The organism is Thiocapsa sp. C2-2m, assembly GCF_041903745.1.
In the GTDB taxonomy this organism is placed as follows: domain Bacteria; phylum Pseudomonadota; class Gammaproteobacteria; order Chromatiales; family Chromatiaceae; genus Thiocapsa; species Thiocapsa roseilacustris.
The window spans coordinates 58,797-80,845 of record NZ_JBBWVD010000023.1; the positions used below are offsets into that span (position 1 = coordinate 58,797).

The following is a 22,049-nucleotide window of genomic DNA, read 5'->3' on the forward strand; positions in this document are numbered from 1 at the left end:
ACCGCGCCCAGCGCGGTATCTGATGTTCTTGGATGCGACCGGCCCCGGCAGACTTGAGGATTGTTGGAGCTGGCGCGGTTTAAAATTTTGAAAAAATAGGAATATTAAATCGCGTCTCCACCAAGGGTGGTGAAGTCCCCAAGACTGAATACATCACGAAAATGACGCATGGCGCTCTGGACGCGGTTTAGGTGGGTGACGGATTGCCGCGGTCGAGCCGACGGTAACCGATTGCCTCGCCGAGATGTCGCTGCTCGATCAGCGCGAGACCGTCGAGATCCGCAATCGTTCGGGCCACCTTCAGGATGCGGTGGTAGGCCCGCGCCGATAGGGCCAGACGGGTGATCGCTTGCTGGATCATGCGTTGCCCGTCGGGCTCCAGGGCGCAGTCGCGCTCGATCTCGGCAGGTCCGAGGACATGATTGGCCTTACCCGCCCGCGCGATTTGGCGGGCGCGCGCGGCGCCAACTCGCTGTCGCACAAGCGCTGTCGTCTCCCGCTTCTCCGACGCGGATTCGCCGAGCCGAGAGAGGTCCAGCCGAGGAACCTCGACGTGCATGTCGATGCGGTCCAGCAGCGGTCCCGAGATCCGTCCGCGATAGCGTCCCACCTGGTCAAGGGTACACCGACAGCGCCCGCTGTTGTCACCGAGATAGCCGCAGGGACAGGGATTCATCGCGGCGACCAACTGGAATCGGGCCGGGAAACGTGCCTGTCGCGCAGCCCGCGAGATGTCGATATGACCGGACTCCAAGGGCTCGCGCAAGACCTCCAGTACCTTGCGGTCGAACTCGGGCAGCTCGTCGAGAAACAAGACCCCTTGGTGCGCCAGCGAGATCTCGCCGGGGCGCGGGTTGCTGCCCCCGCCCACCAACGCGACGCCGGATGCCGTGTGGTGCGGCGAGCGAAACGGACGCTCGCGCCAGCGCGCCGGGTCGAACAGGTCGCGATCGCTCACCGAGCGGATCGCCGCCGCCTCCAGCGCCTCGTACTCGCTCAACGGCGGTAAGAGTCCGGGGAGCCGGTTCGCCAACATCGACTTTCCGGTGCCGGGCGGGCCGATCAAGAGCAGGCTGTGGCCACCCGCGGCAGCGATCTCCAGGGCCCGCTTCGCATGCTCCTGACCCCTGACCTCCGCGAGATCGGGATAGACGGGCTCGACGAAAACGCGCTCGCCCGCAACGAATGTCGGCAGCACGCGCGTCCCGTTCAGATGCTCGCATACCTCCATCAGGTGCCGCGCCGGTCGGATCTCGAGTCCGGAGACCAGCGACGCCTCGGCGGCATTCTCGGCCGGCAGGATCAGCTCCCGACCCGCCTCGCGTGCCGCCACCGCGACGGGCAGGACGCCGTTGACCGGGCGTAACCCGCCCGAGAGCGCCAGCTCGCCGATCCATTCGTAGCGATCCAGCCGCTCGGTGACGATCTGGCCGGACGCGCCGAGGATGCCGAGCGCGATCGGCAGATCGAAGCGTCCGCCCTCCTTGGGAAGGTCGGCCGGTGCAAGATTGATGGTGACCCGGCCGATCGGAAACTGGAACCGGCCGTTCAACAAGGCGCCGCGCACGCGGTCCTTGCTCTCTTTGACCGCCATCTCGGGCAGTCCGACCATCGATAGATAGGGCAGACCTCCGGATAGATGGACCTCGACCGTAACGGCGGGGGCATGAATGCCGACCCGCGCACGACTGTGCAGGATACAGAGGGCCATGCCCCTGCTCGGTATCGGGACCTCAATCCGCCCCTGTTTGCCCGGGTGCCGGCGCACGCTCCAGCTCGGCGATGCGCGCCTCGAGCACCGCCAGTTTCTCGCGGCTGCGCGCCAGGACCGCGGATTGGACGTCGAACTCCTCGCGGGTGACCAGGTCGAGCTTCTCCAGGCCGGATTCGAGCGAGGCTCGGAGATTGCGGCCGATGTCTTCCTGCAACATCTGGATACCCTTCGGCATCGCCGATGCGAGGCGCTGGGCGAGATCGTCGAGCTGTTTTGGTTCCAACATGGGGTGTCCTCTGTGCTGCGGTCTGTGCTTGACCCGTAGGTCCAACGTGGATGCGAGTGCCGATCCCGCGGCGAATCCATTGTCGCGAGAGCCATTGTTAGCCGACTCAGCCGCCATTATAGGACGGCTAGGCGGGCAAGTGGGCCGGCATTCAATCGAAGGCCGCAGCGTTGCATCTTTATGGTGCGGCCGTTCTTCCCGGTGCCCGCCTATGCGTCGCCTTGGTGCGGTGTGCTGTTGTGTCTTTGTCACATGATGCCGAAATACCTCTTTCCAGTGGGGCGCCAAGATGTGGCGCGCTTTATGCCTTATCGACATCACAACGTCACAACCGGCGAGGTCACTCGGGCACCGGCCGGTCTTCTTCCAACCTCGACAAGCAAGCCCGCATCATCGAGAGGCATACAGCAATGACAATAGGACGCATCGGAACCGTTTTCGCGCTTGGGGCGCTCGCCATGAGCGCCGGTACCTTCCAGATCGCCGCGGCCGACGAGACGCATAACTTCAGCGCCAATATCGGCGTGGTCAGCAATTACATTTTCCGCGGCGTGACGCAGACGGACGACAGCCCGGCCGTTCAAGGCGGGGTCGACTACGAGCACAGCAGTGGTTTCTATGCAGGCGCTTGGATCTCCAACGTCGATTTCGGCGACGGTGTCGAGTACGAGGTCGACTTCGATGAGAAGACGTTCGATGTCGTGGAAACCTCCAGCTCGCCCGGCTATGAGCTCGACGGTTATTTGGGCTTCAGCAAGGCCATCAACGACGATCTCAGCTTCGACGTCAACGCCATCTACTACGCATATCCCGATGGCAAGGACCTCGACTTCGCCGAACTCGGCGGCAGCGCGACCTGGAAGTGGCTCACGCTCGGATTGGCCTACACGGTTTGGGGTCAGGCCGACGATGCGCCCGGCGTTCCTTCCGGCGAAGCGCTCTTTGTCGAAGGTGACTGGTACTACTACGCCGGCCTCGAGTTTGCGCTGCCCTACGATTTCGGGCTCGGTGTTCGCGGCGGCTACTATGATTTCGATTACAACGACGGCGGCAACGACTATGGTCATTGGGGCCTGACGGTCAGCCGCGAGGCCGGTGATTTCGGCACCTTCAGCTTGAATTACGATCAAGTCGGACGCGATACCTACGACGACGACCCGCAGTTCTGGGTCGGCTGGTTGAAGGAATTCTAAATCATCCCGCTTCGTACTCGCCATTCCAATCCCTCGGCCAAGGCTCAAGCCTTGGCCTCTACAGGAGCTTCATTGCAATGAAACTGGTTGCAGCCATCATCAAGCCGTTCAAGCTGGACGACGTCCGCGAGGCACTCGGGGACATCGGCGTATCCGGTATAACGGTCATCGAGGTCAAGGGCTTCGGTCGCCAGAAAGGACACACGGAGCTCTACCGCGGCGCCGAGTATGTCGTGGATTTTCTCCCCAAGATCAAGGTGGAGATCGCCGTGGACGACGCGATGGTCGAGAAGGTCATCGAGGCCATCAGCAGCGCGGCGCGGACCGGCAAGATCGGCGACGGGAAGATCTTCGTCTTCGATCTCCTACAAGTCATCCGCATTCGCACCGGCGAGACCGGATCGGACGCACTCTAGTGGTCGTCGAGAGGATCGCAACGATGCACATTTTGGAACCGCGACAACTGGCCTTTCCGGCCCTGACGGCTCTGTTGCTGTTGACGCCTGCACTGGCGTTTGCCGAGGAGGTCCCTGTTCTGAACAGCGGCGACACAGCCTGGATACTGACCGCGACTGCACTTGTTCTATTCATGACGATCCCGGGTTTGGCGCTCTTCTACGGCGGCATGGTTCGAGCGAAGAACGTGCTATCGATTTTGATGCAATGTTTTGCCATAGCCGCTCTCATGACAATTCTCTGGGTCCTCTATGGCTACAGTCTGGCGTTTTCGACGCAGGGCATGGAGCAGGGTGCCATCAATATCAATACCTTCATCGGTGGGCTGGACAAGGTTCTGCTCGGTGGGGTGACACGCGAGAGTCTGACGGCCGCGATACCCGAGACTGTTTTCGCCACCTTTCAGATGACCTTCGCCATCATTACCCCGGCTCTGATCGTCGGTGCCTTCGCCGAACGTATGAAGTTCTCTGCGTTGCTCTGGTTTATGGCGATCTGGTTCACCATCGTCTATCTGCCGATTGCCCATATGGTTTGGGGCGGTGACGGGGCGCTGATGTGGGACTGGGGCGTTCTGGATTTCGCCGGCGGTACGGTGGTGCATATCAATGCCGGCATCGCGGGTCTCGTGACCGCCTTGGTCTTGGGCAAGCGTCGGGGCTATCCGCACACGGCCATGCCTCCGCACAACCTGGGCTACACCCTGCTGGGTGCCTCGATGCTTTGGGTGGGCTGGTTCGGCTTTAATGCCGGCAGCGCGCTCGCGGCAAACGAGAGTGCCGGAATGGCGATGCTGGTGACTCAGGTCGCCACGGCGGCCGCGGCACTCGCCTGGATGTTTTCCGAGTGGGTGACGCACGGCAAGCCGAGCGTACTGGGAATCGCGACCGGCGCCGTCGCCGGACTCGTCGCAATCACGCCTGCTGCCGGAACGGCCGGTCCGCTCGGTGCTCTCGCCATCGGTGCCGCCTCGGGCATGATCTGTTTCTTTGCTTCGACCAAGCTTAAACGGGTCTTGGGCTACGACGACTCGCTTGATGTCTTCGGTGTCCATGCGGTTGGGGGGATCGTCGGCGCCATCCTGACCGGCGTCTTCGTCTCGGCCGCACTCGGCGGGGCCGGCCTAGTCGAGGGGATGACGATGCTCGGGCAGGTGTGGATCCAGATCAAGGGAGTTCTCTTCACCTTGGTCTACACCGTCATCCTGACTTACCTCATCCTCAAGCTGGTCGATCTGGTCATCGGTCTGCGTGTCAGCGAGGAGCAGGAAACCGAAGGCCTCGATCTTTCCCAGCACGGCGAGCGCGGTTACATCCTGTAAGCCGCCAGCCGAGGCGGATCCGTCCGCCTCGGCCCTGCCTCGCCTCGAACCTCTTGGAGATCCTCTCGTGGAAGCAATTACCGAGTTGAGCTACGCGCTCGATACCTTCTATTTTCTCATCTCCGGCGCACTGGTCATGTGGATGGCCGCCGGCTTCGCAATGCTCGAGGCCGGGATGGTCCGCGCCAAGAACACCGCCGAAATCCTGACCAAGAACATCGCACTCTTCGCGGTCGCCTCGATCATGTACATGCTGGTGGGCTACGGAATCATGTATCCGGCCGACGGAAACGGCTTTATCCCCGTTATCGATTGGGGCTTCATGTTCGGCGGCGACAACAGCGTCGAAGATGTCCTGGGCAGCGACGGTGAAACTTACTACTCCTCGATGGCCGACTTCTTCTTCCAGGTTGTCTTCGTGGCCACCGCCATGTCGATTGTTTCCGGTGCCGTGGCCGAGCGGATGAAGCTCTGGGCCTTCCTGCTCTTTGCGGTGGTGATGACCGGATTCATCTACCCGATGCAGGGTTATTGGAAATGGGGCGGCGGTTTCCTCGACGAGCTCGGATTTCTCGACTTCGCAGGCTCCGGACTCGTTCATTTGGCAGGCGCCTCGGCCGCGCTTGCAGGTGTTCTTCTGCTGGGTGCGCGTAAGGGCAAATACGGGAAAGACGGATCCATCAACGCCATCCCTGGAGCGAATATGCCGATCGCCACGCTCGGTACCTTCATCCTCTGGCTTGGGTGGTTTGGCTTCAACGGCGGGTCGCAGCTGGTCATCTCCAACATCGAGGATGCCAATGCGGTGGCGGCGGTCTTCGTCAACACCAACATGTCAGCGGCCGGCGGAACCATCTTCGGTCTGATCACGGCACGGCTGCTGTTCGGCAAAGCCGATCTTACGATGGCCTTGAACGGTGCCCTTGCCGGGCTGGTCGCCATCACGGCCGAGCCGCTGACGCCTTCGCCCTTGCTCGCGACCATGATCGGGGCCATCGGCGGCGTGATCGTCGTCTTCGCGATCGTCACGATGGACAAGCTGCGGGTCGATGATCCGGTCGGTGCCATCTCCGTGCACGGCGTGGTCGGAATGTGGGGTCTGATGGCGGTGCCCATCACCAATAGCGACGCTAGCTTCGCTGCTCAGGCGATCGGTCTCGGGACCATCCTGGGTTGGGTCTTTGTGACCTCCTTCATCGTCTGGCTGATCCTCAAGCTCATCATGGGTATCCGAGTCAGCGAGGAAGAGGAGTACGAGGGTGTCGACATCGGGGAGTGCGGCCTCGAGGCCTACCCCGAGTTTGTCGGGGCTCGCGGCGGCGTCTGATGTTCCGCTTTGCACTGTTGTGAATTCTTGGGGGCCCTTCGGGCCCCATTTTTTTGCCCCCGAAATTTACACCGCGTCCAGCGAAATCCATCAAGGTCGGCTGAAACGCCGTGCAACAAACATTCGATGTTCGGCGCCCCCGGAGCGCCGGACCTTGCTCGACCTCGGCCCGCCATACGATGCGTCGGAAGCCCCGAGCAACCGGGCTCAGTCGGCGATCTCGGCGAGCGCGCGCCGGAAGAATTCGGGTTGAGCCAGGGCGGCGCGATGGATTTCGGCGTTGTAGTAGAGGGTGTCGAAGGCTTTGCGAGCCGCGTCATCGACACGAAAATCCCCGACCGACAGGTCGGTGCCTGCCATCGTCGCGCTCCACCAGCCGGAGGGATAGATGGGTAGGGGGAAAAAGAGGGAGCCGGTGTTGCGGAAGCCGGCGCTGCGCATCGCGGTGTGCATCTCGGTCAGGATGCACATGTGATACAGGGGGGATTCGCTCTGTTGAACCAGAATGCCGCCCGTGCCCAAGGCGCGTCGGCAGTGGGCGTAGAATTCGCTGGTGAAGAGACCGACCGCGGGCCCGACGGGGTCGGTACTGTCGACGATGATGATGTCCAGACTGCCGGCATCCGCCTCCTGGATCCAGCGCACCCCGTCCTCGAACAAGAGGTGCGCGCGCGCATCGCCGTTGGAGGCGGTGAGCTCCGGAAAAAACATCTCGGAGAGACGCGTCACCCGCTCGTCGATGTCGATCTGAACCGCCTGCTCGACACCGGGGTGCTTCAACACCTCGCGCAAGGTCCCGCAGTCGCCGCCCCCGATAATGCAGACCCGCTTGGGATCCGGATGGGTAAAGAGTGCCGGGTGCGACATCATCTCGTGATAGAGGAAGTTGTCGCGGCTCGAGAGCATGGTGCAGCCGTCGATCACCATGAGATTGCCGAAACCCTCGGTCTCGTAAATCTCGATGTGCTGATAGGGGCTCTGCTCCTCGTGGAGTTTCGAGGAGATCCGCAGCGAGAAGGCGGCGCCGTCTGCAGCTGCGACCTCGGAGAACCAGGTGTTGGGATCGAGCATGGGGGGAGTGTCCTGAGTGGGGTGTGCGGGCATTATCTTTAGGAACGGTTCCAAAACAAGAAAAACAACTCGACGAGAGAACCCATCTGCCACGGCTCTCGGTGTCGTTGTCGTTGTCGTAATCGACAACGACAACGACAACGATTGGATTCGGTGCCCAACGTTTTTCTGACACGTTAACTAGAACACGGCCGAGGGCATGAGTCCCGATTCGGCGAGCATCCGCGCAGACCTGACGACCCCCGGGGCCGACGCCGGTGGGCATTCAAGAGGCCGGCCTATTTGGGGAATCGGTCGTCCAGGTTTGCGGGGCACAGGACGTCGCGCATGATGCCGATGAGGTCGAGCAGCTGATCGTTGCGGATCCGATAATAAATCCGGTTCGCCTCTTTGCGGGCGACGACGATATTCTTGTTGCGCAGCTGCTCTAAGTGCTGGGAGATATTGCTCTGCGAGGTCCCGGTGCGGTCGACGATCTCGCCGACCGAAAGCTCCTTGTCGCCGAGCGAGCAAAGGATCTTCCAGCGCAGCGGGTGGGCCATCGCCTTCAGTGCGTTGGCGGTCAGGGTGGTGTTTTCATCGTCTTCGGGGGTTTCGGGGACCATCGGCTCACTCATGCTTGCTCCTCCCTCGGGGCGTCGATCTTATTCGTGTCGATGCTTATCCCCCTGTCGGCAGGGATCTCGCGTTCCCGTTCTCCCCGACCCGAACGTAGCCGGTCATATCCTTGGCGATACAGATGATATCGCTGATCCGCCCTTCGGTATCTTTTACCGCGGTGCGCGAGAAGAGGATCGGGACGCGCCGTCCGTCGCGAGCGATGAAGCGGGCCTCGATCCGGCTCAGGGCCCCGGTGCGGATCAGTGCTTCCAGCCAGGTTCCCATGAAGGCGCCTGCTTCGGCGTCGCCTTCCTCTTCGAATACATCGCCGATGGACATACCGCGCAGGTCGTCGCCGCGGTAGCCGAGCATCTTCCACGCGGCAGGGTTGGTGTGCTTGATGGTGCCGCTTGGATCCAAGACCAAGAGCGCTTCGCCCATATGCGTGATGATGTTCTCCAGGTATTGCCGTGCTTCGGCGAGCTCCTTCGTCCGTTCCGCGACCGTCTGCTCCAGGGTTCGGTTGAGCTCGCGCTCTTTCTCGATCAGCCGGAAGTAGGTGCTGATCTTATTAATCAGAAGGTTGTCGTCGATCGGTTTGAGCAGATAGTCGACGGCACCAACGGCGAACCCGCGCTGCTGAAACTCTTCCGATTTGAAGGCAGCGGTCAGGAAGATAATCGGGATATCGCGCGTGCGCTTGCGCAATTTGAGCATGGAAGCGGTCTCGAAGCCGTCCATCTCGGGCATCTGCACATCGAGGATGATGAGGTCGATGTCCGGATACCGGTGGGTCAGGTCGATGGCGTCCTGACCCGAGGTGGCCTCGAGAACCTCGACATCCATCTCGCTCTCGATCAGGGTTCGGAGCGTGAAGAGATTGTGAGCGTGGTCGTCGACGATCAGCAGCTTGAAGCCGGCGTAACGGGTCATGTCGTCTGCCCTTGTGCGCCCGGGACCGTCGCGAGCTGGCCTCGGCGGCTCAAACGATCGGTTCGCGGATCGCTGCGGATGCCTCCGGGGCGCGTCTGTCCGGTAGCACCTCGGCAAGCAGCGCCGTGAGTTGATCGGAATCGATGGGTTTAGATATAAATTCAACGGCACCCGCACCCAAGCAATCGGCAACCCGGGTCTTGGCCGAGCGATCGCCGAGCACGGCTACGGCCGGGTGAGGCCCCGTACTGCGGCTCAAGAGTGTCCGAATCGTAGCACAGGTCATTTCGTCGGACACCCCGGCGGCCAGCAGCACTAGCTCGCAGCCTTCACCCTCTTCCTGAAGGGTCTCGAGTGCCTCGTCGATGTCGGCCGCGGTTTGTACGCGCAGGTCGTGCCGCGACAGCTCCGAGGCGAGCTGCACGAGGGTCTTGACGTCGCGCTCGACGATCAGGACCCAGCCGCTGCTCGCGCCGTCGCCGGAACCCCTCACCGAGGTTGGACGCAGCGCGCCGGGCGAGTCCGCGGGCGGTAGCGGTGTGACATGCGCGCTCGCGGCTGCGGCCGGGGAGACGACCCCTTCCGGCTCGACGGCAACGGCTGCGACGGGCATGACGAGGGTGAAGCAGGCCCCGGCCCCGGGCGAGCTTTCGACCTGGATCCGTCCACCGAGCAAAAGCGCGAGCTCGCGGCTGATGGAAAGTCCCAAACCGGTGCCGCCGTAGCGGCGGCGCGTCGACCCGTCGGCCTGCTGGAAGGCATCGAAGATGATCTCCTGCTTGTCCTGCGGGATCCCGATTCCAGTGTCGGCGACACCGAGCGCGATCTCTTTTCGGGAATCCTCCCCCGCTTCGACCGCTAGGGTAATGCGACCCTGCTCGGTGAACTTCACGGCATTCGAGAGAAAATTCTTGAGGATCTGTCGTAGCTTGTCGCGATCCGTGTAGACCCGCGTCGCGGCGCGCGGGTCGACCGCGAGATCGAGCACGACTGGTTTCTCCGCCACCATCGGTTCAACCAGCTCGATCAGCTCCTCGAGCATCGGACGCAGCTCGACCCAGTCGGAGGTCACGGCAACATGCCCGGCCTCGATCCGCGAGATGTCCAGGATGTTGTCGATCATGGTCCGCAGATCGCGCCCGGCCTCGTGGATCACCTGCGCTTGGCGTCTCTGCCCCGGATTGAGTCCGCTGGTCTCGGCGGCCAACATCTTGGAGAGCAGTAGGATCGAGTTCAGCGGCGTGCGCAGCTCGTGGCTGACGTTGGCCAGGAACTCGGACTTGTACCGGTTGGATCGCTCCAGCTCGCGGGTATGGGCTTGCGCTGCCTGTAGGTGCTCCGCGTGGGTCTGCGCCAGCGCGGTGAGCTGCTCGCCGAGCTCGCGGATCTCGCGAGGACCACGCCAACTGAAGCGCAGCGGTCGACCGTCGCGCAGCACCTGTCCGATTCCGCCCCGGAGCTCCTCGCCAAAATGCTCGGCACGTGCCGCGATCCATCGCGCCAGCACCATCACCACCAAGACCAGAAGGAAGATGATCGAGAGGACGCGCACGATCAGGGCGTCGCGAAACTCCTCGATCGGCGAGGGGTCCACGGCACGGCCCACCCAGAGCGGGACACCGTCATCGGTCAGGAACATGGGCACCCAGAGCAGCTGGCGGCCTTGTCGGCCCTTCCAGACGGCGAGTGTGCCGCCGGCAAAGATCTCGGCCAAGCCGGGGAAGGCGTCGAATGCCTCGGGTTGGCCGCTCGCCGGCTGACCGGGTCGCAGATAGCTGCCGTCGTGATTCACCCAAAGCGTGTCCCGATAGAATTGGGCCAGTCCGCCGACATCGATGGTCATCACGACCACCCCTCGAGGGTCCCCCGGCTTCTCTCCGCCGATCCGGCTGACCAGGCTCAGGGTCATGAGCTGGCGCGGGTCTTCAACACCCGCCGAAGGGTCGATGCGGATTCGGCTCACCATCACGGCGCCGGATTGCAGATCGAGCCCCGCGGTCAGGAATTCTCGATTCGGGACCTGCGGGGGCGAGGCAGTCGGTCGCCATTCCTGCGTGCGGGCATCGCGAGCCAACCAGAAACGCTCCTGAGCGTCGTCGCCGACGAAGAGGATCTGCATGATGTCGCGTTGATCGGCGATGATTTGATTGATCCAGGCGGTGTAGCGAGCGCGTGCGACATCGATCTGATCCGCATCGCCTTGCTCGCCCAGGATCAGGCCGGGCTCGGGCAGCTTCGAGAGCAGCCGGATCATCTCGTGACGACTGGCCAGATGTTGGTCGAGATCGCGAAAGTCGGCGCGCAGGTTCTGTAAATAGGCCCGCTGGTAGAACATCGCGGTGCGATCCAGCACCAGAGGGAGGTTGATCAGCACCGCCAACACCAGCGGGGTCAGGCCGAAGATCAAGAGGAAGATCAAGATGTAGGCGCGCAGCTTCACGCTTCGCGAGGTCTCCGAGCGCGGCGCGGTGTCGAGCGCCGCCGAGGGCGAGCCCAAGCCCGATCCGGCCCCGGACCCTGATCCCGGCTCGACCGAGGAGATCGGGGCTCTCTCCTCGGCCGGCGGCGCGAGCATCTCGACTGCCGCTCCCGTTTGCGTATCAGAGCGCCTGGACCAGTTCGAGGATCTGGGCGGCATGCCCCTTGGGTTTGACGTCGTAGAGCGCGTGTCGGATCAGGCCGCCCTTGTCGACGATGAAGGTCGAGCGAACGATCCCCATGCGCTTCTCGCCATGAGCCTCTTTTTCGCGCCACACGCCGTAGGCCTCGCACGCCTCGCCCTCGGTATCTGCGAGCAGTTGGACGGTCAAGCCGTATTTATCGCGAAAGGCGCCATGACTGATACAGGTGTCGCGGCTGATGCCCACGACGTCGGTCTCGGCGTTGTCGAAGTCGGCTTGCAGATCGGTGAAGTCGAGCGCCTCCATCGTGCAGCCCGGTGTGTCGTCCTTCGGGTAGAAGTAGATCACCAGATTGCGTTGCCCGAGGAGCCGATCGAGGCTCACCCGTCCCATATCCGCGTTGGGGAGTGTGAAGACAGGCGCGTGATCGCCAGGTTGCAGCATCGCGAGGGGCTCCGGGTGGTCGTGCGGATTGATGAATGTCAGGGCGGAATTTAGGCACCCTCGGACGACACGTCAACCGCCTTGCCGTTGCGCTGCGTAAGAGAAGGCCCGACCTCAAGCGGCGGCAAGCGAACGCTCGCGACCGTGCCGCCGCCGCGACGTGCGCCTAGATGCAGCTCCATCTGGTTCGACAAGGCGAGCTGGTAAGCCACTGCAAGACCCAAGCCCGTGCCGCCGGTCATACGGCTGCGCGAGGTTTCGAGACGGTAGTAGGGACGAAAGACGGCCTCGCGCTCCGCTTCCGGGATCCCCGGCCCGCGATCGAGCACGAAGATCACGGGTGTCGCTGTCTTGCAGTCGAGATGGATCTCGACCAGATCTTGGCTGTAACGCAGTGCGTTCTCGAGCAGATTGCTTAGGATCCGGCGTAACGCCAAGACGTCGACCCGATAGCGGCACGATCGACCGCGTTGCCAGATCACCCGCGGTCGACCGGCGACCAGGTCGCCGACCAACGCAGCGAGATCGACCTCCTCGCGATGGCCTGTTTCGAGGCTTTTCCCGAAATCGATCGCCTGGGTGATGAGCGCGTTCATCTCCTCGATGTCGCGCTCCATCCGGGCGACCAGTGTCGGCGCGGTGCCGCGCGGCAGCATCTCCACGGCGAGCCGCAGGCGCGTCAGGGGTGTGCGCAGATCGTGCGAGATTCCGGCCAGCAGCAGGGTGCGATTGGCGATCAGCTCGCGGATGCGTCGACTGGTGGCATTGAACTGACGCGCGAGGTTCGCGAGCTCTTTCGGGCCACTTTCGGACAAGACGGCGGGCGAGTAGCCGAGCGCGACCTGCTCGGCGGCCTTGGAGAGGCGGTTCAGGGGCTCAGTGACGCGCCTCGCCAGGATCAGCGCGCTGCCGACGATCAAGAGCACCGCAACGCCGATGATAACGGACAGGCCCTCGATCGGGCGGCTCTCGACCCGGCTGCGAGGGAACCCGGCCCAGACCGTTTCCCCGCTCGCATCGAGGGCGACCCAGAACCACCGCTCGCTGTTGGCGACGCTCGTGACGATCTCCACTTCGCCGCCGAGTCGCTCGTCCAAGGCACGTTTGAGCTGGCCGAGATACGGGAAGAAGAAATGGTTCATGTCCGTGAGCGGACGCTCCTCGGCGAGTCGGATCTGATACTCCCGCGCCAGCCGGGAGCGATAGTCGTCACGCATTTCCGCCGGGAGCTGACGCAGGGTCCGAGCCGCGAGCACCATGATGCTCGCCAGATCCGAGGCGGAGCGCTGCGCGACCGGTGTCAACGCATAGGAGACGATGACCCAGAAGGTGACGAGGCCGAACAGGCCGAAGGTGAAGACCAAGGTGAGCAGTGCGCGCCCGAACAGGCTTGCCGGGACCAGCTTGGCAATGAGCTTCATGTGTCGCCGGCCGGCGTGAACATGTAACCCTTGCCCCAGATGGTGCGGATGTAGCGCGGGCGTTTCGTATCCGGCTCGATTTTGGCGCGCAGGCGCGCGATCTGCACGTCGATGCTGCGATCGAAGGGTGAGCGCTCGTAACCCTTGAGCAGGTCGAGGAGCAGATCGCGATCCAGAACGCGGTCCGGATGCTCGGCAAGGATACGCAGCAGCGCGAGCTCACCCGAGGTGAGCTCGACCGGCTCATCGCCGCGTCGCAGCTCGCGATGGCCGAGGTCGAGCCGATAGGCTCCGAAGCGGAAGATCCCATCGACCTCGCGGGTCTCGGCCGGCGCGCTCGGGGCTCGTCGGCGCAACACCGCACGGATTCGCGCCAGAAGCTCCCGCGGATTGAAGGGTTTGGGCATGTAGTCGTCGGCGCCGACCTCCAGGCCGACGATCCGATCGATGTCGCCGCCGCGGGCCGACAGCATGATGATCGGGGTATCCGCACGGGCGCGCAGTCGGCGCGCCAGGGTCAGGCCGTCCTCGCCCGGGAGCATCAGGTCGAGGATGACCAGGTCCGCCTTGTGCTCCGCCAGCCAGGCATCCATCGCCGTGCCGTCCTCGGCTCCGGCCACGCTGAAGCCCTCCCCGGCGAGATAGTCGCCGAGCAGGGCGCGCAAGGCCGAATCGTCATCGACAACCAGGATTTGGATCGGTGTATCGGGCATCTCGACAAGGTCTCGTTCAGCCGGGGTCAACGGACCGTAACAACTTGTAACAACATTAGACCTGACTGAAATACTCTATTGATGCCTTGCGCGCAAGATAGCTCCGTACGCGCAGGCCCGAGGTCGCTCTCGGCCCTGCGGATTCCTGGAGCAGTCTTCCGACGGATAGAGGGGAGCACGCATGAGCTTTGATGCACTGACAATCACGGGTCTGATCGCGGCGGCACTCTGCGCCGGCTTTCTGATCGCGCTCATCAACCGCGACGATGCCGCTGCAGCTCGTCCTTCACGCATACGCGGTGCCGACAAGGCCGAAGGGTCCGACTGCCGTTCCTGAGTCGGCGCCGCACACGGGCAGCAAGCCAGTTCGGTCGCCACGGCAGCTACACACCCTGTCGTCGCGACCTTTTTTTGTCTGCGATTCCGTCATAGGATCGCCCGACCTCTCCTCCGACAACCTTCCCGACACCATGCCCAGACTCTCCCCGCTGCAGTGGCTGCTCTTCGCCGTGTTTTTGTTCTTCTACGGTTTCACGGTCTTTGCGGTCACGCGAGATTACTACATCCGCCACGCCGCGCGCCCCGCTATCGCCGCAGCGCCGGCCGCTCCACACGGAATGGCGCCTCGGACTGCTCCGCGTCCGGCGCCGACCGCGATCCCGCAGACCATCACCGAGACCAACCCCGATCTCTTGGCGCAACAAGCCGACGCGCTCTTCGTGGAGCGCCGCTACGCCGAGGCCGTACCCGTCTATCGTCGTCTCCTCGAGCTTAGGCCGGATGATGTCGAGGCTCACAACGATCTCGGATTGGCGCTGCACTACACGGGCGACACCAACGGCGCACGCACCCAACTGCGTGCCGGGGCCGCCAAAGACGCAACCCACCAGCGGATCTGGCTGACCCTCGGCTTCGTGAGCCTGCAGGCCGGCGATGCGGCCGAGGCGCGCACGGCGCTGGAGCGCGCCCGCGATCTCGGTGCCGACACGGGTGTCGGTCAGGAGGCGACCCGGTTGCTGGGTCTGATCGAGGAGCCGTAATCCGGATTGATGGTCGTCGTCGCTGCGGACATCCTCAAACGTCGGACCCGGCCCCGCCGCGCGATGTATACCCAATACGCGCCAGTTTTCGGCTTTCCGGTCGCTCAGTCATTGTTCACGAGCTCGTTGCTAACCACTAAGGCGATTTCCGGAAACCTTCATGCCAAGGGCGTAGGTTGTGCCGAGCCGTGCGAGGCACAACCAACCGTCGGCGCAAGTTGTGCTTCCTATCGTCAGCACAACCTACGGGTATGGAAGTTTGCGGAAATCGCCTAACCACTAACCACTAAACTAATGTAGCCCGCTCGGCGAGCGCCACCGTGTAATGCGCCCCCTGTTTGAGCTTGTCGTAATTGCCGAAGACCTCGGTCAGGTTGCGTTTCATGTACTGGCGCAGCCCGTTGATGGTCACCAAATAGAGACGACCGCCCGGGCGCAGGCGGGCGTACGCGTCATGCAGCAAGAGCGCGAGCAGCTCCTTGCCCACCTTCGCCGGGATATTGCTCGCGATCAGATCGAACCGCAGCCCGGGGTCGACCTGATCGAACCCGTTGCTGAGCTGCGCGCGCGCGTTCTCCAGCCGGTTGAGCGTGATGTTGCGCGCGGCGTAATCCACCGCCACGAAATCCTTGTCGACCATCAGGGTTTGGCCCTGCGGGGCAAGCGTCGCCATCGCCAAGCCGATCGCACCATATCCGCAGCCGAGATCGAAGCAGTCATCGGCAGGTCGGACCTGCAGATGAGCCAGCAGCAGACGGGTGCCCTCATCGATCTCGCGCGGCGAGAAGAGACCCCAGGTGCTGTGGAGCGTCAGGTCGCGTTCGCCGATTACGGCATTGAAGACGATGTCTCGGCGAAGCGCAGCAAGTTGGTCGGGCGTCAGCACGTGGGGTTGTCCTGCCGGGCGGTGATGTGGTTGGGCGATCGGCGATACTGCGCCGGGGACGACATGGGCTGGACGTGGCAGAGAGAGCGGCTTTCAATGCATCCGGACCTCGGTCGCGGTTTAAGCTATCCTGCAGTCCGATCGGCTACACTGCAAGCATTGCATCGCCAATCCGGAGGTTCGCGAGCCGCATGTCCGATCCGGGTGGAAGTCTCGACATCCAATTGACGCCATCCTCGGGTGGTCTCCTCTGCACGATCGGCTCGACACGCCCGGTCACTGCCGCGTCGGCCTTCGTCGGGCGCTCGCCCGAGGAGACGACGGCCCGCCTGCCGCTGCTCTTCTCGATCTGCGCACGCGCTCAAGCCGGCGCTTGTGCGGCGGCATTCGAGCAGGCCTCCGGATACGTTGCGAGCCCGATCACCCGCGGACGGCGCGAGGCGGCGATCGCCGCGGAGACGATCCGCGAGCACCTGTGGCGGATCCTTCTGGACTGGCCCGCGATCTTGGGCGAGCCACCGAGGCGTGAGGACATGGCGGCGGTCCTTGCCCTGTCGAATCGCATCCTGGCGCGGATCGACCCCGCCGGTGATCTGTTCGGCGTCGGCGCGCGAGCGGCGGCGAGTCAAGCCCCCGGTCTCGATGTCCTGCTCGCCGATCTGACCGATCTGTTGACGCACAAGGTGCTCGGGGTCTCACCCGAGTATTGGTTGAGCCTGATCGGCGACCCGTCGGGCTTCGCGCGCTGGTGTCGCGCGACGGAGACGGTGGCGGCTCGCCTGTTGCGCTCCCTGCTGGAATCGGGAGAGGCATCGCTCGGGCAGACCCCGATCACTGCACTGCCGAAACTCTCCGACGAGGCCCTGATCGTGCGAATGAGCGCGCCGGATTGGGCCGAGTTCGTCACCCGTCCGACCTGGCAGGGCCAGCCCCGCGAGACCAGTCCCTTCACGCGTGTGAATCCGCTGCCGCTGGTCGAGGTCTATGGGGCGGGCCTCTTGGTCCGCCTTTCGGCTCAACTCACGGAGGTCGCAATCGGCTTGCGGCTATTGAGCCGCAGTTCCGCGGGGAGCGCCTCCGCGCAGCCGACGCTTGCGAGCGGCAACGGAGTTGGACTCGGGCGAGTCTTCGCGGCACGCGGCCTGCTGGCCCATCTCGTCCAAGTCGAGGACGGCCGCGTCCGCGAGTATCGAATCCTTGCGCCGACCGAGTGGAACTTTCACCCGCGCGGCGTCGTTGCCCGAGCGTTGGAGAGTCTGCCGCCCGGCCCCGAGGAGCAGTTGCGTCGACAGGCCGAGCTCTTGATCACGGCGATCGATCCCTGCGTGGCCTTCAAGCTCACCTGTTAAAACGCGCCCCCGAGCGCTATGCGAGGTCGTCACTCGGGCGCAGGGTGGGAGCGAGTCTGATGCCCTCGTAGATGGCGCGTTTTAAGATTTTTAATTTCTTGATATAAAACGCGTCTCGCCAAGGTTCCGGTTGGCGACGCGGTTTGCCGCGATCGACCCGCCTGATTGATTGCCCCCGGACGCGTTTTATCCTGCGAGGTCTTTTGTCCATGTGTCTTGCCATTCCCGCACGCATCACCTCCATCGATGTCTCCGCTGATACTGCGAAGGTTGCGCTCGGGCCCGTCTGCAAGGAGATCTCGTTGGCCCTCATCGAGGACGCGGTCGTCGGCGATTATGTCCTGGTGCATGTGGGCTACGCCTTGAACAAGATCAGCGAAGAGGAGGCGCAGCGAACGCTTGAGATCATTGCCGAGATGGGGTTGCTCGAGGATGAGCTGGGGTTCGAGCCCGAGCCGACATCGATCGTCGCGGGGGCAGGGGGCCAACGGTGAAATACATCGATGAGTTCCGCGACAAGGGGCTCGCCCGTCGGCTCGCCGAGACGATCGCCGCCGAGGCGCATTCCGGGCGCGACTATCGCTTGATGGAGTTCTGCGGCGGACATACACACGCCATCTTCCGCTACGGCGTGCAGCATCTGATGCCGCCGAACCTGCGTTTCATCCACGGCCCGGGCTGTCCTGTCTGTGTGCTGCCGATGGCGCGGATCGACCATGCGATCGCGCTCGCCACGCAGCACGCTGTCACGCTCTGCACCTACGGCGACCTGATGCGCGTGCCGGCGAGCGAGCGCAAGAGTCTGCTGAAGGCCAAGGCCGAAGGCGCGGATATCCGCATGATCTATTCCACCCAAGATGTGCTGCGGATCGCGCGCGAGAACCCCGATCGGCAGGTCGTCTTCTTCGCGATCGGCTTCGAGACGACGACACCGCCGACCGCCGTCGCCGTGAAGACGGCGCGCGCCGAGGGGCTGACCAACTTCTCGGTCTTCTGCAACCACGTGTTGACCCCTTCGGCGCTGCACACGATCCTGAGCACCGCCGGACCCGACGGGGTGCAGCTCGACGGCATCCTCGGCCCCTCCCACGTGAGCACGCTCATCGGCAGCCGGCCCTATCGCTTCGTGGCCGAGCAGTTCGGCGTGCCCGTTGTGATCGCCGGTTTCGAGCCCCTCGATGTGATGCAGTCCGCCTTAATGCTCGTCAGGCAGCTCAACGAGGGGCGTTGCGAGGTCGAGAACCAGTACACCCGTGCGGTGAGCGAGGAAGGCAACCGCAAGGCACAGGCCCTGATCGAGGAGGTCTTTCGGATCCGACCCGAGTTCGAATGGCGCGGTCTCGGCTTCCTGCCGAACAGCGCCTTGGCGCTGGCCGACGCCTACGCGGACTTGGATGCCGAGCAGCGCTTTCCGGTCGAGATCGCCCCGGCCAACGAGATAAAAGGCTGCGAGTGCCCGGCCATCCTGCGCGGCGTGAAGACGCCGACCGAGTGCAAGCTCTTCGGCAACCCCTGCACCCCCGACAACCCCATGGGCTCCTGCATGGTGTCCTCCGAGGGCGCTTGTGCGGCCTATTGGAGCTACGGGCGCTTCAGGGAGCCGGTACCGAGCTCCCGGATTCCAGCGGTTAGCACGTAGGTTGTGCTGACGATAGGACGCACAACATCCGCTGCGGTTTGTTGTGCCTCGCTCGGCTCGGCACAACCTACGGCCCCTGACAGCTGATGGCTAATAGCTGACGGCCGGAGGCAGGAGGCCGTCCATCGCCGACCCAGAGTCGTCTCACAACGAGGTCTCAGCATGACATCCGATCGGCGCTTTCCCGTGCGACTCGATCTCAAGAAAGGCGCCGTGGACATGAGTCACGGCTCCGGCGGGCGCGCGATGGCGCAGCTCATCGGCGAGCTGTTTCAGCGGTACCTCGACCATGAGCTCTTGACGCTCGGCAACGACCAGGCGCTCTTCACGCCGCCCCCCGGTCGTCTGGTGATGAGCACCGACGGTCATGTGATCTCGCCGCTCTTCTTCCCGGGCGGCGACATCGGCTCGCTCGCAGTGCACGGCACTATCAACGATGTCGCCATGTCCGGTGCTCGACCGCTCTACCTGGCTGCCGGTTTCATCCTGGAGGAAGGCTTTCCGCTCGTCGATCTGGCCCGCATCGTCGAGAGCATGGCGCAAGCCGCCAATGCCGCGGGCGTTCCGGTGGTGACGGGCGATACCAAGGTGGTGGAGCGCGGCAAGGGCGACGGGGTCTTCATCACCACCACCGGGATCGGCGTGGTGCCGGAGGGTATCCTGATCTCGGGCGATCGCGCCGAGCCGGGCGATGTGATCCTGGTCAGCGGGAGCATGGGCGACCACGGCGTGGCTATTCTCTCAAAGCGCGAGAACCTCGGCTTCGAGACCGAGATCCGCTCCGACAGCGCCGCGCTGCACGAGCTGGTCGCCGCGATGGTCGCCGCCGTCCCGGACATCCACTGTCTGCGTGACCCGACCCGCGGCGGCCTGGCGACGACGCTCAACGAGCTGGCCCATCAATCCTGCGTCGGTATGCAGATCCGCGAGGACGCCATCCCGGTTCGCCCCGAGGTGGCCGCCGCCTGCGAGTTGCTCGGGCTCGACCCGCTCTATGTCGCCAACGAGGGCAAGCTGATCGCCATCTGCCCGCCCGATCAGGCCGAGCGGCTGCTCGGGGCCATGCGTGGTCATGCACTCGGGACGGAATCGGCCATCATCGGCGAGGTCGTCGAGGACCCGCATCGCTTCGTGCAGATGGAGACCGGCTTCGGCGGAAGCCGGATCGTCGACTGGATTGCGGGGGAGCAGTTGCCTCGGATCTGTTGATCCGCGGTCTGCCCATGTGAGATTCCCGATTTCAAGCCTGCCACCGATCCGGCGCTGTCCCGGATCGTCCGGCCGAATCATGGCGAATTTGTGGAGATGTTCGAGCACCGGGCCTTTCCAGCCGGGGCGATCCTCGCCGATTTGATTTTTCCTCATTGATGTGGTGTCTTCGCAACGAGGCTCGAGCCTGGTCCCCGACCGTCCAAGTGTCCCCGCGTCGCTTTTCAAGCATCGACGGCGCCGAGCGGCCCGATTGGACGGTGCGGTTTGTGACACAGTTCTCGTTTTGCCTTCCGAGCGCCGCAGATCGGCGCAGGGGTGCTGCACGCGAATAAGAGCCCGCCGAGGGCCCGGGAGGCGAGGATGATGATCGACATGAGTTGGGTCGAGGCCCATCAGGGCCTGCTTCTGTTCTTGACAGGACTTTCGGTCCTGATGTTCGTGGGATCCCTGATCGCCTTGCCGTTTCTCCTGGCGCGGATCCCGGAAGATTATTTCGTAGACCCGCACCGGCACTCTGCGCGGCTGAAGAGCCTCCATCCGGTCGCCTATTTGAGCCTGCGGTTGCTCAAGAACCTGGTCGGCTGGATCTTAATTCTGGCGGGCATCCTGATGCTGGTGCTCCCGGGTCAGGGGATCCTCACCATCATCGCGGGGTTGGTCCTGAGTGACTTTCCCGGGAAGTACGCGCTTGAGCGCCGACTCGCAAGCAACCGGCGCATCCTATGTGGAATCAATTGGATTCGCCGACGCAGCGGTCATGCCCCACTGCTGTCGCCGCGAATGCCAAACCCATCGAATTGATTCGATGCGTTAATTTTCTAAATTGCGTCAATGCAAAGGGTCATTGTCGCGGGAACGACGTTTCTCCCACAGGGGCGAGCCTGTTGCGCAAGTGACGCGATTTAGGCGGAGAATTTGTACATCACGTCGGTCACCCGACCGCGCCAATAGGGCGTGCGCCCTTCCGGCAGGATCCAGGCGACCTCGGCCCGCACCGGGATCCGCATCTCGCAGCGATCCTCGTAATCCAAGAAGCTGGCCTCCCAGGGCGTTTAGACCATCTTCCCGTCCAGCGCACGGTAACGCCTGCTCGCATGCACGCCGCCGATTAAGCCAGCCTCGTCGAAGTCGAAGACGAGCGACACGCTCAGATCGCCGTCGGTGAGCGTGGCGCGGGCGGAGCGATCGTCGATCGGCTCCCAAACGACCCCTTGGCGATGGGTTGGCCGTCCTTCAAGCTCGCAAGGAAGTAGCGCTGTACGGGCGCGGGCAGCCCGTCCAGCTCGTTCGAGTCATAGGTGTTGGGGATAATCCTGCCGCGCCCGGCCTCGAGGCGCGCTTGCAGTCGAGTCGTGCCGGTCTGCCACCGAGAGATCCCGAGGAGCAGAACGGCCGTAGGCATGATGACCAGGGCGAGCAACAGCAGGAAAACCAGGTTCAGCCACATGTTCGATTCTCTGTTCCGGGAGTCTGCTAAACCGCGCCCAACGCGGCATGCGATGTTTTTTGGATGGGATCGGCCCCGGCAGACTGGACGACCGCTGGAGCCGGCCCAATTTAAGGCGCGACCCGCTCGGGTCGGGAACAGGGCGATTCCCAGACATTATTCAAGGCGATCGTCGATCCGTCCATCTTCACGATAGCTTGCCGCCGATCAGTTGACGCCGGCACCCTGGTTCCAGCGCGCGATGCCTCTCACGGAGAGTACGGAGAATTCAATCTTTCCTTCGTGCCCTCCGTGTCTCCGTGAGAGATCTTAAAAGCCGATCGGTACGACGGTGCGATAGGAGCGGTTTGGCAATGAAGCACGCACAGGGTATCGT

22 protein-coding genes and 1 pseudogene are annotated in these 22,049 nt (G+C 63.5%); 11 read left to right on the top strand and 12 right to left on the bottom strand.

What is annotated here, in order from left to right; all coding sequences use genetic code 11:
- Window positions 1–187 precede the first annotated feature (187 nt).
- Both AADX97_RS17910 and AADX97_RS17915 read right to left on the bottom strand, forming a co-directional pair.
- A complete protein-coding gene (locus AADX97_RS17910) occupies window positions 188–1,711 on the bottom strand; it encodes a YifB family Mg chelatase-like AAA ATPase (protein WP_374234892.1) in 1,524 nt (507 codons plus the stop codon).
- A gap of 22 nt (window positions 1,712–1,733) precedes the next feature.
- Window positions 1,734–2,000: an accessory factor UbiK family protein gene (locus AADX97_RS17915; RefSeq protein ID WP_374234891.1), complete on the bottom strand. Its 267-nt coding sequence runs from the start codon at window positions 1,998–2,000 to the stop codon at window positions 1,734–1,736.
- Between the two features lie 410 nt (window positions 2,001–2,410).
- Between AADX97_RS17915 and AADX97_RS17920 the strand changes: the two genes are divergently transcribed.
- From AADX97_RS17920 to AADX97_RS17935, 4 genes are all read left to right on the top strand, one after another.
- On the top strand, window positions 2,411–3,193 hold the full coding sequence (locus AADX97_RS17920; RefSeq protein ID WP_374234890.1) for a TorF family putative porin: 783 nt from the start codon (window positions 2,411–2,413) through the stop codon (window positions 3,191–3,193).
- A gap of 77 nt (window positions 3,194–3,270) precedes the next feature.
- Window positions 3,271–3,609, top strand: coding sequence for a P-II family nitrogen regulator (locus AADX97_RS17925; RefSeq protein ID WP_374234889.1), 339 nt, complete (start codon window positions 3,271–3,273; stop codon window positions 3,607–3,609).
- A 23-nt stretch (window positions 3,610–3,632) separates the two neighbouring features.
- On the top strand, window positions 3,633–4,970 hold the full coding sequence (locus AADX97_RS17930; protein WP_374234888.1) for an ammonium transporter: 1,338 nt from the start codon (window positions 3,633–3,635) through the stop codon (window positions 4,968–4,970).
- Window positions 4,971–5,037: 67 nt separating this feature from the next.
- Entirely contained in the window at window positions 5,038–6,297 is a 1,260-nt protein-coding gene (locus AADX97_RS17935; RefSeq protein ID WP_374234887.1) for an ammonium transporter, read from the top strand.
- Between the two features lie 207 nt (window positions 6,298–6,504).
- Here the strand turns inward: AADX97_RS17935 and speE are convergent, their stop codons facing one another.
- From speE to AADX97_RS17970, 7 genes are all read right to left on the bottom strand, one after another.
- Window positions 6,505–7,368 carry a polyamine aminopropyltransferase gene (speE, locus tag AADX97_RS17940; RefSeq protein ID WP_374234886.1) on the bottom strand — a complete coding sequence of 288 codons (864 nt, stop codon included), beginning with the start codon at window positions 7,366–7,368 and terminating at the stop codon, window positions 6,505–6,507.
- Between the two features lie 278 nt (window positions 7,369–7,646).
- Window positions 7,647–7,985 (bottom strand): metalloregulator ArsR/SmtB family transcription factor, encoded by a 339-nt coding sequence (locus AADX97_RS17945; RefSeq protein WP_120796752.1) that lies wholly within the window; start codon window positions 7,983–7,985, stop codon window positions 7,647–7,649.
- A gap of 43 nt (window positions 7,986–8,028) precedes the next feature.
- Entirely contained in the window at window positions 8,029–8,901 is an 873-nt protein-coding gene (locus AADX97_RS17950; RefSeq protein WP_374234885.1) for a response regulator, read from the bottom strand.
- Between the two features lie 49 nt (window positions 8,902–8,950).
- The gene (locus tag AADX97_RS17955) at window positions 8,951–11,476 is read right to left on the bottom strand and encodes a hybrid sensor histidine kinase/response regulator (RefSeq protein WP_374234884.1); all 2,526 of its coding nucleotides are present in this window, start codon (window positions 11,474–11,476) and stop codon (window positions 8,951–8,953) included.
- Window positions 11,477–11,501: 25 nt separating this feature from the next.
- Window positions 11,502–11,966 carry a peroxiredoxin gene (locus tag AADX97_RS17960; RefSeq protein WP_374234883.1) on the bottom strand — a complete coding sequence of 155 codons (465 nt, stop codon included), beginning with the start codon at window positions 11,964–11,966 and terminating at the stop codon, window positions 11,502–11,504.
- A gap of 50 nt (window positions 11,967–12,016) precedes the next feature.
- Window positions 12,017–13,387: an ATP-binding protein gene (locus AADX97_RS17965; RefSeq protein ID WP_374234882.1), complete on the bottom strand. Its 1,371-nt coding sequence runs from the start codon at window positions 13,385–13,387 to the stop codon at window positions 12,017–12,019.
- Window positions 13,384–14,100 carry a response regulator gene (locus AADX97_RS17970; protein WP_374234881.1) on the bottom strand — a complete coding sequence of 239 codons (717 nt, stop codon included), beginning with the start codon at window positions 14,098–14,100 and terminating at the stop codon, window positions 13,384–13,386. The genes AADX97_RS17965 and AADX97_RS17970 overlap by 4 nt, the downstream gene beginning before the upstream one ends.
- Window positions 14,101–14,281: 181 nt before the next feature.
- Between AADX97_RS17970 and AADX97_RS17975 the strand changes: the two genes are divergently transcribed.
- Both AADX97_RS17975 and AADX97_RS17980 read left to right on the top strand, forming a co-directional pair.
- On the top strand, window positions 14,282–14,437 hold the full coding sequence (locus AADX97_RS17975; RefSeq protein WP_374234880.1) for a hypothetical protein: 156 nt from the start codon (window positions 14,282–14,284) through the stop codon (window positions 14,435–14,437).
- Window positions 14,438–14,570: 133 nt separating this feature from the next.
- Window positions 14,571–15,140: a tetratricopeptide repeat protein gene (locus tag AADX97_RS17980; RefSeq protein WP_374234879.1), complete on the top strand. Its 570-nt coding sequence runs from the start codon at window positions 14,571–14,573 to the stop codon at window positions 15,138–15,140.
- A gap of 286 nt (window positions 15,141–15,426) precedes the next feature.
- Here AADX97_RS17980 and AADX97_RS17985 read toward each other — a convergent pair whose 3' ends face one another.
- Complete coding sequence (locus AADX97_RS17985) at window positions 15,427–16,026, bottom strand: class I SAM-dependent methyltransferase (RefSeq protein WP_374234878.1); 600 nt, start codon at window positions 16,024–16,026, stop codon at window positions 15,427–15,429.
- A gap of 191 nt (window positions 16,027–16,217) precedes the next feature.
- On the opposite strand from AADX97_RS17985, the gene AADX97_RS17990 reads away from it, so the two are divergent.
- From AADX97_RS17990 to AADX97_RS18010, 5 genes are all read left to right on the top strand, one after another.
- Window positions 16,218–17,375: a nickel-dependent hydrogenase large subunit gene (locus AADX97_RS17990; protein WP_374234877.1), complete on the top strand. Its 1,158-nt coding sequence runs from the start codon at window positions 16,218–16,220 to the stop codon at window positions 17,373–17,375.
- A 209-nt stretch (window positions 17,376–17,584) separates the two neighbouring features.
- Window positions 17,585–17,869 (top strand): HypC/HybG/HupF family hydrogenase formation chaperone, encoded by a 285-nt coding sequence (locus AADX97_RS17995; protein ID WP_374234876.1) that lies wholly within the window; start codon window positions 17,585–17,587, stop codon window positions 17,867–17,869.
- Window positions 17,866–19,014: a hydrogenase formation protein HypD gene (gene hypD, locus AADX97_RS18000; protein WP_374234875.1), complete on the top strand. Its 1,149-nt coding sequence runs from the start codon at window positions 17,866–17,868 to the stop codon at window positions 19,012–19,014. The genes AADX97_RS17995 and hypD overlap by 4 nt, the downstream gene beginning before the upstream one ends.
- Before the next feature lie 162 nt (window positions 19,015–19,176).
- The gene (gene hypE / locus AADX97_RS18005) at window positions 19,177–20,223 is read left to right on the top strand and encodes a hydrogenase expression/formation protein HypE (RefSeq protein ID WP_374234874.1); all 1,047 of its coding nucleotides are present in this window, start codon (window positions 19,177–19,179) and stop codon (window positions 20,221–20,223) included.
- A gap of 363 nt (window positions 20,224–20,586) precedes the next feature.
- A complete protein-coding gene (locus AADX97_RS18010; RefSeq protein WP_374234873.1) occupies window positions 20,587–21,027 on the top strand; it encodes a PGPGW domain-containing protein in 441 nt (146 codons plus the stop codon).
- A gap of 101 nt (window positions 21,028–21,128) precedes the next feature.
- Here AADX97_RS18010 and AADX97_RS18015 read toward each other — a convergent pair.
- Together AADX97_RS18015 and AADX97_RS18020 are read right to left on the bottom strand one after the other, a co-directional pair.
- Window positions 21,129–21,419, bottom strand: a pseudogene (locus tag AADX97_RS18015) (DUF6544 family protein).
- Window positions 21,374–21,673: a hypothetical protein gene (locus AADX97_RS18020; protein ID WP_374234872.1), complete on the bottom strand. Its 300-nt coding sequence runs from the start codon at window positions 21,671–21,673 to the stop codon at window positions 21,374–21,376. The pseudogene AADX97_RS18015 and the gene AADX97_RS18020 overlap by 46 nt, the downstream one beginning before the upstream one ends.
- Window positions 21,674–22,049 lie beyond the last annotated feature (376 nt).

Excerpts from the sequence above, each read along its gene's own strand:
- AADX97_RS17910 (WP_374234892.1), bottom strand. The coding sequence starts at position 1,711 with ATGGCCCTCTGTATCCTGCACAGTCGTGCGCGGGTCGGCATTCATGCC.
- AADX97_RS17915 (WP_374234891.1), bottom strand. The coding sequence starts at position 2,000 with ATGTTGGAACCAAAACAGCTCGACGATCTCGCCCAGCGCCTCGCATCG.
- AADX97_RS17920 (WP_374234890.1), top strand. The coding sequence starts at position 2,411 with ATGACAATAGGACGCATCGGAACCGTTTTCGCGCTTGGGGCGCTCGCC.
- AADX97_RS17925 (WP_374234889.1), top strand. The coding sequence starts at position 3,271 with ATGAAACTGGTTGCAGCCATCATCAAGCCGTTCAAGCTGGACGACGTC.
- AADX97_RS17930 (WP_374234888.1), top strand. The coding sequence starts at position 3,633 with ATGCACATTTTGGAACCGCGACAACTGGCCTTTCCGGCCCTGACGGCT.
- speE (WP_374234886.1), bottom strand. The coding sequence starts at position 7,368 with ATGCTCGATCCCAACACCTGGTTCTCCGAGGTCGCAGCTGCAGACGGC.
- AADX97_RS17945 (WP_120796752.1), bottom strand. The coding sequence starts at position 7,985 with ATGAGTGAGCCGATGGTCCCCGAAACCCCCGAAGACGATGAAAACACC.
- AADX97_RS17950 (WP_374234885.1), bottom strand. The coding sequence starts at position 8,901 with ATGACCCGTTACGCCGGCTTCAAGCTGCTGATCGTCGACGACCACGCT.
- AADX97_RS17955 (WP_374234884.1), bottom strand. The coding sequence starts at position 11,476 with ATGCTCGCGCCGCCGGCCGAGGAGAGAGCCCCGATCTCCTCGGTCGAG.
- AADX97_RS17960 (WP_374234883.1), bottom strand. The coding sequence starts at position 11,966 with ATGCTGCAACCTGGCGATCACGCGCCTGTCTTCACACTCCCCAACGCG.
- AADX97_RS17965 (WP_374234882.1), bottom strand. The coding sequence starts at position 13,387 with ATGAAGCTCATTGCCAAGCTGGTCCCGGCAAGCCTGTTCGGGCGCGCA.
- AADX97_RS17970 (WP_374234881.1), bottom strand. The coding sequence starts at position 14,100 with ATGCCCGATACACCGATCCAAATCCTGGTTGTCGATGACGATTCGGCC.
- AADX97_RS17975 (WP_374234880.1), top strand. The coding sequence starts at position 14,282 with ATGAGCTTTGATGCACTGACAATCACGGGTCTGATCGCGGCGGCACTC.
- AADX97_RS17980 (WP_374234879.1), top strand. The coding sequence starts at position 14,571 with ATGCCCAGACTCTCCCCGCTGCAGTGGCTGCTCTTCGCCGTGTTTTTG.
- AADX97_RS17990 (WP_374234877.1), top strand. The coding sequence starts at position 16,218 with ATGTCCGATCCGGGTGGAAGTCTCGACATCCAATTGACGCCATCCTCG.
- AADX97_RS17995 (WP_374234876.1), top strand. The coding sequence starts at position 17,585 with ATGTGTCTTGCCATTCCCGCACGCATCACCTCCATCGATGTCTCCGCT.
- hypE (WP_374234874.1), top strand. The coding sequence starts at position 19,177 with ATGACATCCGATCGGCGCTTTCCCGTGCGACTCGATCTCAAGAAAGGC.
- AADX97_RS18010 (WP_374234873.1), top strand. The coding sequence starts at position 20,587 with ATGATGATCGACATGAGTTGGGTCGAGGCCCATCAGGGCCTGCTTCTG.
- AADX97_RS18020 (WP_374234872.1), bottom strand. The coding sequence starts at position 21,673 with ATGTGGCTGAACCTGGTTTTCCTGCTGTTGCTCGCCCTGGTCATCATG.